General features: G+C 60.6%; 9 protein-coding genes. 8 read left to right on the top strand and 1 reads right to left on the bottom strand.

From position 1 onward, the window contains the following. Positions 1 to 444 precede the first annotated feature (444 nt). From dut to pgi, 5 genes are all read left to right on the top strand, one after another. Positions 445 to 909 (top strand): dUTP diphosphatase, encoded by a 465-nt coding sequence (gene dut / locus HB860_RS18835; protein WP_041915434.1) that lies wholly within the window; start codon positions 445 to 447, stop codon positions 907 to 909. A gap of 83 nt (positions 910 to 992) precedes the next feature. Beyond that, a complete protein-coding gene (locus tag HB860_RS18840; RefSeq protein WP_432612685.1) occupies positions 993 to 1,223 on the top strand; it encodes a dCTP deaminase domain-containing protein in 231 nt (76 codons plus the stop codon). Positions 1,224 to 1,293: 70 nt separating this feature from the next. Continuing rightward, a complete protein-coding gene (slmA, locus tag HB860_RS18845; protein WP_005323760.1) occupies positions 1,294 to 1,890 on the top strand; it encodes a nucleoid occlusion factor SlmA in 597 nt (198 codons plus the stop codon). Positions 1,891 to 2,154: 264 nt separating this feature from the next. Next, positions 2,155 to 2,991: a mechanosensitive ion channel domain-containing protein gene (locus HB860_RS18850; RefSeq protein WP_139438123.1), complete on the top strand. Its 837-nt coding sequence runs from the start codon at positions 2,155 to 2,157 to the stop codon at positions 2,989 to 2,991. Between the two features lie 403 nt (positions 2,992 to 3,394). After that, positions 3,395 to 5,044: a glucose-6-phosphate isomerase gene (pgi, locus tag HB860_RS18855; RefSeq protein WP_247627606.1), complete on the top strand. Its 1,650-nt coding sequence runs from the start codon at positions 3,395 to 3,397 to the stop codon at positions 5,042 to 5,044. 151 nt (positions 5,045 to 5,195) lie between these two features. On the opposite strand, the gene ilvC is transcribed toward pgi, so the two are convergent. Continuing rightward, positions 5,196 to 6,677 carry a ketol-acid reductoisomerase gene (ilvC, locus tag HB860_RS18860; RefSeq protein ID WP_247627607.1) on the bottom strand — a complete coding sequence of 494 codons (1,482 nt, stop codon included), beginning with the start codon at positions 6,675 to 6,677 and terminating at the stop codon, positions 5,196 to 5,198. A gap of 224 nt (positions 6,678 to 6,901) precedes the next feature. On the opposite strand from ilvC, the gene ilvY reads away from it, so the two are divergent. The 3 genes from ilvY to HB860_RS18875 all read left to right on the top strand — a co-directional run bounded on the left by ilvY (position 6,902) and on the right by HB860_RS18875 (position 10,774). Continuing rightward, the gene (ilvY, locus tag HB860_RS18865; protein ID WP_247627608.1) at positions 6,902 to 7,795 is read left to right on the top strand and encodes an HTH-type transcriptional activator IlvY; all 894 of its coding nucleotides are present in this window, start codon (positions 6,902 to 6,904) and stop codon (positions 7,793 to 7,795) included. A 102-nt stretch (positions 7,796 to 7,897) separates the two neighbouring features. After that, the gene (locus tag HB860_RS18870) at positions 7,898 to 8,089 is read left to right on the top strand and encodes a hypothetical protein (protein WP_106887833.1); all 192 of its coding nucleotides are present in this window, start codon (positions 7,898 to 7,900) and stop codon (positions 8,087 to 8,089) included. A 90-nt stretch (positions 8,090 to 8,179) separates the two neighbouring features. Further along, complete coding sequence (locus HB860_RS18875; RefSeq protein WP_247627609.1) at positions 8,180 to 10,774, top strand: bifunctional acetate--CoA ligase family protein/GNAT family N-acetyltransferase; 2,595 nt, start codon at positions 8,180 to 8,182, stop codon at positions 10,772 to 10,774. Positions 10,775 to 10,877: the final 103 nt, after the last annotated feature.

Consider the following 10,877-nt stretch of genomic DNA (forward strand, 5'->3'; position numbering starts at 1 on the left):
ATAACGCCTTAAATGGCGAAGAAACGGTCTAAATAGGCTGATTCAAGGCATTTACGGGAGAAAAAATCGGCTCAAACTGAAAAAATGAAATGACTGAGTCAGCCGAGAAGAATTTCCCCGCTTATTCGCACCTTCCTTAACTATCGAACAAATTAGCGAAAATGAAATACCTATAGCGGCTCACTACCAGCCAACAGATAAATGACCAAAATGAATCCCTCTCTGTTTGCTCCTGTCTCTCTGATGATGCTGACCACGAGGGTTTTGGTAAACCCCACCCTCGCCATGCAGGGAGGCAATCTGGTATCTTAGCCCCCGGTCAGCGGCTGAGATCTCATGGCTTTTTGTTTTGCTTTGCTGACAAAAGCCAAGCCCATCTCTTCGCGCCTGTAACGCTGTACCCATTTTTGAATTTGCTAGTTCAAGTTTATCGAGGAACACAAGATGTATCGACGCATAGAAGCACGCATGGTCAATAACCTTCTGGGCACAGAACAGCTCCCAATGCCGACCTACGCGACCGATGGCTCCGCAGCCATGGACCTACGCGCATGCATCGCTGAACCCGTGACGATTGCGCCAGGCGCTCGCCATCTTCTGAAAACTGGACTCGCTATCAACATGATGGACCCGAGCTTAGTAGCCATAGTAGCTTCCCGTTCTGGGCTCTCATTGAAACATGGTATTCGCGTAGCTCAAGGTATTGGTGTCATTGATGCGGACTACCATGGCGAAATAGGCGTCATCTTGGCAAACGATGGCGAAGACCCTTACACCGTACAGCCTGGTGACCGGATCGCACAGTTGATGTTCCAACCGGTTGTACAGGTATCGTTGAGTGTTGTTGAGGAATTCTCCACCGAAACCGAGCGTGGTAGTGGTGGTTTCGGTAGTACCGGTAAAGCATAGACCGCCAACATACCAAAACCTGTGGCCTGAGACACTTTTTCCGACACCAAGATAAAAATACTTTAATTTCATGCAGTTAAGAAATTGAGACAGTTTTTTATCGTATAGCGGTGGGTCTCATCGACTCCGACTATCAGGGCCAGCTGATGGTCTCGGTCTGGAATCGCGGCAACGACAGCTTCACCATACAGCCAGGCGAGCGCATCGCCCAGCTGGTGATCCTGCCCGTGGTGCAGGCCAGCTTCCAGCTGGTCGACGAATTCAACCAGAGTGAACGGGGTGAAGGCGGGTTTGGTTCTTCTGGTCGCCAATAACAAGACCACACAGCCCCCTGGGGTCTGTGTCTAATAACAGAATCAAGCCATTGTTTTTTTAGGGGAATCCATGGCAAGCAGTAACCAGAAACAGAGTCGGCGCGATCAGATCCTGCAGGCACTCGCCCACATGCTGGAGACCAGTCCGGGCCAGCGCATCACCACGGCGCGCCTCGCAGCCGAGGTGGGTGTGTCCGAGGCGGCCCTCTATCGACACTTTCCGAGCAAGGCGCGGATGTTCGAGGGACTGATCGACTTTATCGAGGATTCCCTGCTGTCACGGGTCAACCTGATCATGGCCGAAGAGAAGGACACCATGGCTCGCTGCCACCATATACTGCAGCTGCTGCTGGTGTTCGCCGAGCGCAATCCCGGCATCACCCGCATCCTCAACGGCGATGCCCTGCTTGGCGAGCACGACCGGCTGCGGGATCGCATCAGCGCCCTGTTTGACAAGCTGGAGACCCAGCTCAAGCAGGCACTGAGGGAGAAGCGGCTGCGGGAAGGCCAGGGCTTCCAGCTCGATGAGACCATGCTGGCCAACCTGCTGCTGGCCTATGCGGAGGGCCGCATCAGCCAGTTCGTCCGCTCCGAGTTCAAGCTCAAGCCCACCGCCGGCTTCGAGGATCAGTGGCAGTTTATGCGCAGCCAGTTATTGCAAAGCTGAGCCGGAGGGACGGATCGACCCACATATCAGCTCCGAATAAAACCTTTAACCCATCACCGGGTTAGAGGCTCGGTGGCAATAGATGCGCAACCCATAGCTGCAAAGCTGGACCATACTGGTGGGTGCGAAGCGGGAGGCCTTGGCCTCCCTTGTTTTTTGTGGCAGCTTTTGATGGCAGAGAATAAGCACCAGATGCGACCCAGGTTGTCGCGCTCCGGTGTTAGATTTATCCGCCATAAACCTTCAATACCAACAGGACACCCTATGGAACCCGAGATCATCACAGAAGCGCAGACCTGGCTGGTCAATAACCAGGGACTGATCATCGAGTATTCGGTCAACATCGCCGCCGCCCTGCTCACCCTGCTGGTCGGTTACATCGCCGCCAACATCATCAGCGGCGGCGTGACCAAGGTAATGCATACCCGCAAGCTGGACACCACAATCACCCACTTCGTCGGCAGCATCCTCAAGTACACCATACTAGTGTTCGTGGTGATCGCGGCCCTGGGCCGGGTCGGGGTACAGACCGCCTCCTTCGTGGCCATCATAGGTGCCGCCGGTCTGGCCATAGGTCTGGCGCTGCAGGGCTCTCTCTCCAACTTTGCCGCCGGTTTCCTGCTGATCATCTTCCGCCCCATCAAGGCCGGTGAGTTCATCGAGGTGGCCGGTACCAACGGCGTGGTGCAGGCCGTTCAGCTGTTCACCACCACCCTCACCTCCGCCGACAACAAGATGGTGGTGGTCCCGAACTCCGCCATCCTCAACGGCACCATAGTCAACTACTCCCGCATGGACACCCGCCGGGTCGACATGACCTTCGGCATCGGCTACGGCTCCGACCTGCGCAAGGCCAAGCAGATCCTGGAGCGTCTGGTGAATGAAGAGACCCGCATCCTCAAGGATCCGGCCGTCACCATCGCCGTCGCTGCCCTGGCCGACTCCTCGGTCAACATAGTGGTGCGCCCCTGGGTCAAGACGGGCGATTACTGGGGTGTCTGGTTCGACTTCCACGAGAAGGTGAAGCTGGCCTTCGATGCCGAGGGCGTCGAGATCCCCTTCCCCCAGATGGTCATGCACATGCAGAAGACCCAGGCCTGAATCCAGTGATGATGGCCACGATGCCAGCCTTAGGGCTGGCATCGTCGTTTCCGGGGCAGGGAAAGGCCAGCCACCGGGCGGCCTGACCCCCGCCCAATACCCGCTCGAAAGGCAGCCGCCTCACCCCATCTCCGGCCCCGCCTCAGCCCTGCCACATTGAAACCCCTTTCAACCTGACGAGACCGGCGAAGCATGAGCCAACGCAAGATCTCATGACCCCTGCTGACTCATAATCGCAGCGTTTTGGTTGTAAACTCCTTCGATGCAGACAATTGGTAAAGCTCTGTTACACGGGCCGCACCATGTGCCCGGTATAATGGGCCCGGTATAGTGCTCGAATAATAAGGTTTGGCGGGAGCCTTGCCTGCAAGGTTCAAACACAACTTGGAAGACTGATAATCCTATGAAAAACATCAATCCAACCCAGACCCAGGCCTGGCAGGCACTGGAAGCCCACTTTGCAGCGAACAAAGAGACCCGGCTGAAAGATCTGTTCGCCCAGGATCCCCAGCGTTTCGACAAGTTCTCCCTCACCTATCAAGGCGACATCCTGGTCGACTACTCCAAGAACCTGATCACCGAGGAGACCCTCAAGCTGCTCATCGATCTGGCCAAGGAGACCGATCTGCGCAGCGCGATCGATGCCATGTTCAATGGCGACAAGATCAACATGACCGAAGGTCGCTCCGTACTGCACGTGGCCCTGCGCAACCGCTCCGATCGCCCCATCGAGTGCGACGGCAAGGACGTGATGCCGGAAGTGAACGCCGTACTGGCCAAGATGAAGGGCTTCTGCGAGAAGATCATCTCCGGCGAGTGGAAAGGCTACACCGGCAAGGCGATCCAGCACGTGGTCAACATCGGTATCGGCGGCTCCGATCTGGGCCCGGTGATGATCACCGAGGCGCTGCGCCCTTACAAAAACCACCTGCAGATGCACTTCGTCTCCAACGTCGATGGCACCCACATCGCCGAGACCCTGAAGAAGATCGATCCGGAAACCACCCTGTTCCTGGTGGCCTCCAAGACCTTCACCACTCAGGAGACCATGACCAACGCCCTGACCGCCCGCGACTGGTTCATCAGGATCGCCGGTGACAAGGCCCACGTTGCCAAGCACTTCGCTGCGCTCTCCACCAACGGCAAGGCCGTGGCCGAGTTTGGCATCGACACCGACAACATGTTCGAGTTCTGGGACTGGGTTGGTGGCCGCTACTCCTCCTGGTCTGCCATCGGCATGCCCATCGCCCTCTCCGTCGGTTTCGACAACTTCGAAGCCCTGCTGCAAGGCGCCTTCGAGATGGACATGCACTTCGCCACCGCCTCCTATGAGCAGAACGTGCCTGTGCTGCTGGCGCTGATCGGCCTGTGGTACAACAACTTCCACGGTGCCGAGTCCGAAGCCATCCTGCCGTACGATCAGTACATGCACCGCTTCCCTGCCTACTTCCAGCAGGGCAACATGGAATCCAACGGCAAGTACGTGGATCGCAACGGCAACAAGGTCGACTACCAGACCGGCCCCATCATCTGGGGTGAGCCGGGCACCAACGGCCAGCACGCCTTCTACCAGCTGATCCACCAGGGCACCAAGCTGATCCCCTGTGACTTCCTGGCGCCGGCCATCAGCCACAACCCGATCGGCGACCACCATCCGAAGCTGCTGGCCAACTTCTTCGCCCAGACCGAGGCGCTGGCCTTCGGCAAGAGCAAGGAACAGGTCGAAGCCGAGTTCCTGGCGGCTGGCAAGACGCTGGAGCAGGTCAAGGATCTGGTGCCGTTCAAGGTGTTCGAAGGCAACCGCCCGACCAACAGCATACTGTTCAAGAGCCTGACCCCGAAGACGCTGGGTGCCCTGATCGCCATGTACGAGCACAAGATCTTCGTACAGGGCGCAATCTGGAACATCTTCTCCTTCGACCAGTGGGGCGTGGAACTGGGCAAGCAGCTCGCCAACAAGATACTGCCGGAGCTGGGCAGCAATGACGCCGTCACCAGCCACGACAGCTCCACCAACGGTCTGATCAACACCTGGAAATCCTGGAAAGCCTGATTTTCCAAGTCTTTCTGAATGCAAAAGCCCCGCTCATTGAGCGGGGCTTTTTGTTGCCGGAAGCCGGCGTTGCCATCCTGTGGAGATCTGGCCAGGTGTCTAAGCCAGCCAGAAGGCGGGGATCGTCACCCCCGCCCTTCCATCGCCAGCATTAACCGCCGACGGCGATGCGTTTCATGTCTTTCATGTAGCCACGCAGGGTATGGCCGATCGCTTCGATCGGATGGCTACGAGTCGCCTCATTGGCCGCCAGCAGGGCCAGGTTGTCCACCGCCTTCGGCTCGGCGCGGGCGCTGCCCAAATCACCAGCCTGAAGAGTCGGCATAAAGTGCTCGCGCAGCAGCGGCACGGCGGCGTTGGCGAACAGATAGTTGCCGTACTCCGCGGTGTCGGAGATGACCACGTTCATCTCGTACAGACGCTTGCGAGCGACTGTGTTGGCGATGAGCGGCAGCTCGTGCAGGGACTCGTAGTAGGCGGACTCTTCATAGATGCCGGAGGCCACCATGGTTTCGAACGCCAGCTCCACACCTGCCTTGACCATGGCCACCATGACCACGCCATTGTCGAAGTACTCCTGCTCGGCGATCTTGCCCGCATAGGCAGGGGCATTCTCGAAGGCGGACTTGCCGGTCTCTTCGCGCCAGCCGAACAGCTTGGCATCGTCTTCGGCCCAGTCGGCCATCATGCCGCGGGAGAATTCGCCGGCAATGATGTCATCCATGTGCTTCTCGAACAGCGGACGCATCAGGGTGCGCAGCTGCTCGGAGAGCTCGAAGGCGCGCAGCTTGGCCGGGTTGGAGAGGCGGTCCATCATCAGGCTGATGCCGCCCTGCTTCAGGGCCTCGGTGATGGTTTCCCAGCCGAACTGGATCAGCTTGCCGGCGTAGGCCGGGTCAGTGCCCTCGGCAACCAGCTTGTCGTAGCAGAGCAGGGAACCGGCCTGCAGCATGCCGCAGAGGATGGTCTGCTCGCCCATCAGGTCGGATTTCACTTCCGCCACGAAGGAGGATTCCAGCACGCCCGCGCGGTCGCCGCCGGTGGCGGAGGCCCAGGCCTTGGCGATGGCCATGCCTTCACCCTGGGGATCGTTCTCCGGGTGAACGGCGATCAGGGTCGGCACGCCGAAGCCGCGCTTGTACTCTTCACGCACCTCGGTGCCCGGGCACTTGGGCGCCACCATGACGACTGTGATGTCGGCGCGGATCTGCTGACCCTCTTCCACCACGTTGAAGCCGTGGGAGTAGCCCAGGGCGGCACCCTGCTTCATCAGCGGCATGACGGTCTTCACCACGTCGGAGTGCTGCTTGTCCGGGGTCAGGTTCAGTACCAGATCGGCGGTCGGGATCAGATCTTCATAGGTACCGACGACGAAGCCGTTATCGGTGGCCTTCTGCCAGGAGGCGCGCTTCTCGGTGATGGCGGCCTTGCGCAGGGCATAGGAGATATCCAGCCCGGAGTCGCGCATGTTCAGACCCTGGTTCAGACCCTGGGCGCCACAGCCCACAATCACCACCTTCTTGCCCTTGAGCGCCGCACAACCGTCAGCGAACTCCTCGCGCTGCATGAAACGACACTTGCCCAGCTGGGCCAACTGCTGACGCAGGTTCAAGGTGTTGAAATAGTTAGCCATGGTGATTGCTCCGTTCGATTGATTCCATGCCGGGTAGCGGCGTTGTCCAAACCACTATAGCGCGGGACACTTATTGCCTGAACTGATATATTCGAAACAGTACGTTGCATAAATTGAAATGTGACTCTTGGCATTCTCAGGCCGTTTTTCCCACCCGGTGCGCCTCGGGGGCTTGCGGCATGAAGGTATATGGTCGGCACAAGCGCCGCTGCAGGAATTCAAAGATGGACCTTCGCAATCTCGAACTGTTTCTCCACCTCGCCGACTCCCTCCACTTCGGCAAGAGCGCCGACGCCATGGCGGTCAGCCCCTCCACCCTGAGCCGCGCCATCCAGCGGCTGGAGCAGGAGACCGGCTGCGTGCTGTTCGAGCGGGACAACCGCAGCGTGCGGCTCACCCCGGCGGGAGAGAAGCTGAGGGAGTTCGGTGGCAGCCTGCTGCAGGAGTGGCGGCGGCTCAAGCAGGAGCTCAGGCGCAGCGACGAGCCGTTGCAGGGGCGGCTGCGGGTCTTCTGTTCGGTCACCGCCAGCTACTTCCTGCTGCCCGAGGTGCTGGAGCGCTTTCGTCGCCGCTATCCCCAGCTCGAGATCAAGCTGGAGACCGGCGACCCCGCCCTGGCGGTGGACAAGATCCTGGCCGACGAGGCCGATCTCGCCATCGCCGCCAGGCCGGATGCCCTCTCGTCCAAGCTGGAGTTCGCCAGCCTGCAGCAGGTGCCGCTGGTCTTTATCGCCCCCCGCAATGCCCCCCAGCAAAGCCAGTGGTTCTCCCAGGGCGAACCCGACTGGGAGCGGCTGCCGCTCATCCTCTCGGAGCAGGGGCTGGCCCGCAAACGCTGTGATCAGTGGTTTCGCAACAAGGGCATAGCCCCCAACATCTATGCCGAGGTGGCGGGCAACGAGGGCATAGTCGCCATGGTGGCCCTCGGCTTCGGCGTAGGCCTGGTGCCTGCCGCCGTGATCGATCACAGCCCCATGGGGGACAAGGTACGCATCGTCGATCCCAAGCCCGCCCTCAAGCCGTTCGATGTCGGCATCGCCGTGCTCAAGAAGCGGCTGGAAGAGCCGCTGATCCGCGCCTTCTGGGACACGGCCCGCGGTCAGGGAGGGCTGCGCTGACTCCGGGGCTGCCCCAGCATCAGTGTCAAATGTGTCAGTATGAAAGCCCTGGAGAAGAGGGGACACTGGCCGGCAAATCCATCCACCACAGAGGATCATGCCGTGAGCCAGCATCTTGTCGAAATCCAGAGTGCCATCCTGTTTGCAGAGTACCTGCAGAGCCTCGGAGTCCAGCGCACCTCGCTCGATCGGGAGCAGGAGATCTATGTGCAAGACAGGCACCTGGCCACAGTGCGGCGCATCCAGGGTGAACTGAGATTTTATCTGCGTGCCAATGCCCTGGCCCGGTCGTGATCCGCAATGGGTCACAGAACGAACGCCTGAAGCGTATTAGACTGGCACCATACGTCGCCCTCGCCTCGGGGGTCGCCATGAGGAGTGCCCATGAAACCAAGCGGCCTGGATCGGCTCTTCAAACCCCAATCGATTGCCGTCATCGGTGCCTCCAGTGACCCCCAGAAGGCCGGGCATGTGGTCATCCGGCATCTGCTCGCGGGCCAGTTCAAGGGCCCCATACTGCCGGTCAGCCCTTACTGCCGGGCCGTCGCCGGCGTGCTCGCCTATCCCGATATCGAGAGCCTCCCCCTCTCCCCGGATCTTGCCATCGTCTGCACCCGGCGCGAGCGGGTACTGCCGCTCATCGAGGAGCTCGGCAAGAAGGGCACAGGGGCGGCCATCATACTGGCCGCCCACTTCTCCGGCGACGAGCGTCAGCGGCTCAGGCAGATCTGCCGGCAATACGGCATCCGCCTGCTCGGCCCCAACAGCATGGGCATGCTGTTGCCCGGGCAGGGCATCAACGCCAGCTTCTCCCCCATTGCCGCCACCCCGGGGCAGGTGGCCTTTTTGTCCCAGTCGGCGGCGGTCAGCACCACCATCCTGGACTGGGCCAAACAGCGGGAGATCGGCTTCTCGGCCTTCGTTTCGCTTGGGGATCACTGCGACATCGACTTCGGCCAGCTGCTGGATCAGCTCTCCCGCGACGGGGCAACCCGCGCCATCCTGATCTACATGGACAAGCTGCACGATGCCCGCCACTTTCTCTCCGCCGCCCGCGCCGCTTCCCGCAACAAGCCCATTCTGGTGCTCAAGAGCGGCCGCCACGATCCGGCCAACGGCCTCGACAACGTCTATGACGCCGCCATCCGCCGGGCCGGCATGCTGCGGGTACGGGACACCCACGAGCTGTTTGCCACCGTCGAAACCCTGAGCCACTCCCTGACCCTCAAGGGGGAGCGACTCGCCATCCTCTCCAACGGGCGCGGTCTGGCCAACATGGCCGCAGACGTGCTGCTGGCACGCGGCGGCAAGATGGCCATGCCCCCTCTGGACATAGGCAGCGACGCCGATGTGGAGGCCTACCGAACCGCGCTGGACGAGCTGCTGCAAGGGGACGGAGCCGATGCCATCCTGCTGATCCACGCCCCCTCCCTCACCGCTCGCGGTGCGACCCTGGCCAGCAATCTGATCGATTTCCTCAAGCAGCACCCCAGGGCCAGGCGTTTCAACATACTGACCAACTGGGCGGGAGAATACTCGGCCCAGGAGGGTCGACGCCTGTTCAATGAAGCGGGGATCCCGACTTACCGTACTCCGGAGAGTGCCGTCACCGCCTTCATGCACATGGTGGAATACCGCCGCAACCAGAAACAGTTGATGGAGACCCCCGCCTCCCTGCAAGGGGACAGACTCGATGTCGAGCGCTGCCAGCAGTTGCTCCGCCAGGCACTGGATCGCAAGCAGCGGGTACTGGACACCCACCTGGCGCAACCCATCATGCAGGCGGCCGGTCTCTCCACCCTGTCGACCTGGATAGTTTCCGATGCCATCGAGGCGGCGCTGACCGCGGAGCAGATAGGTTATCCGGTGGCGGTGAAGCTGCGATCCCCCGACATCGCCCACAAATCCGAGGTGCACGGCGTCATGCTGAATCTGCGCACCTCGGCGGAAGTGGCCCAGGCGGCGGATGCCATCCTGGATCGGGTCCGCCAACACGACCCTGGGGCCCGAATAGAAGGCCTGCTGGTCCAGCGCATGGCAAAACGCAGCGGTGGACTCGAGCTGCGCATCCGCCTGCAGCAGGATCCTGTGTTCGGCCCCGTCATCCTGCTCGGGGAGTCCGGTGCCGAACCCCACGAGATGGTCGCGGCCCTGCCACCGCTCAACCAGGCGCTCGCTCGCTACCAGATCATCGGTGCCCTCAAGAACGGCAAGATCCGCGAACAGGCCAGCCCGGTACGACTCGATATCGATGCCCTCGGTCAGGTCTTGTGCCAGCTCTCCGAGCTGCTGCTGGCCTTCTCCGAAATCCAGGAGCTGGACCTGCATCCACTGCAGGCCTGCGGCGAAGAGATGGTGATCCTGGATGCCAGGCTGGTGCTGATGGAAGAGGGTCGGCAGATGCTGCCACTGGCCATTCGCCCCTATCCCACCGAACTGGAGGAGGGTGCCTGGCTGAAAGATCAGAGCCATGTCCTGCTGCGCCCGATCCGGCCGGAGGACGAACCGGCCCACAAGCAGTTCGTGCTCAAGGTCTCCGATGAGGACAGATACAAGCGCTTCTTCGCCGACGTGGGGGAGCTGGGGCACGAAGAGCTGGCCCGCATGACCCAGATCGATTACGACCGGGAGATGGCCTTCGTCGCCGTGGGGCAGGATGGGCCCTACAACCAGCAGGTCCTGGGAGTGGTGCGCGCCATCTCCAACCCGGACCAGTCTGACGCGGAATTTGCCATCCTGGTGCGATCGGATATGAAAGGGCTGGGGCTCGGCAAGCTGATGATGGAGAAGATAGTGCGCTACGCCAGAGAGCGTGGCATCGGCCAGCTGTCGGGCATGACCATGCCCAGCAATCGCGGCATGATCAATCTGGCCAAGCGGCTGGGTTTCCAGATCGACATCCAGCTGGAAGACGGCATAGTCAATATGGTGCTGCCCTGCGCAGATCAGAGGGCCGATGAAGAGAGGGTGCGGTTTTAAATCAACCGGATATAGATGGATGCCGTGAATGTCAGGCAATAAAAAACCCCGCTCATCGAGCGGGGTTTCTTGTATTGGGTGCCTGGCAGTGTCCTACTCTCGC

It is taken from the genome of Aeromonas genomosp. paramedia, assembly GCF_023093515.1.
Taxonomy (GTDB): Bacteria; Pseudomonadota; Gammaproteobacteria; order Enterobacterales; family Aeromonadaceae; genus Aeromonas.

Excerpts from the sequence above, each read along its gene's own strand:
- dut (WP_041915434.1), top strand. The coding sequence starts at position 445 with ATGTATCGACGCATAGAAGCACGCATGGTCAATAACCTTCTGGGCACA.
- slmA (WP_005323760.1), top strand. The coding sequence starts at position 1,294 with ATGGCAAGCAGTAACCAGAAACAGAGTCGGCGCGATCAGATCCTGCAG.
- HB860_RS18850 (WP_139438123.1), top strand. The coding sequence starts at position 2,155 with ATGGAACCCGAGATCATCACAGAAGCGCAGACCTGGCTGGTCAATAAC.
- pgi (WP_247627606.1), top strand. The coding sequence starts at position 3,395 with ATGAAAAACATCAATCCAACCCAGACCCAGGCCTGGCAGGCACTGGAA.
- ilvC (WP_247627607.1), bottom strand. The coding sequence starts at position 6,677 with ATGGCTAACTATTTCAACACCTTGAACCTGCGTCAGCAGTTGGCCCAG.
- ilvY (WP_247627608.1), top strand. The coding sequence starts at position 6,902 with ATGGACCTTCGCAATCTCGAACTGTTTCTCCACCTCGCCGACTCCCTC.
- HB860_RS18875 (WP_247627609.1), top strand. The coding sequence starts at position 8,180 with ATGAAACCAAGCGGCCTGGATCGGCTCTTCAAACCCCAATCGATTGCC.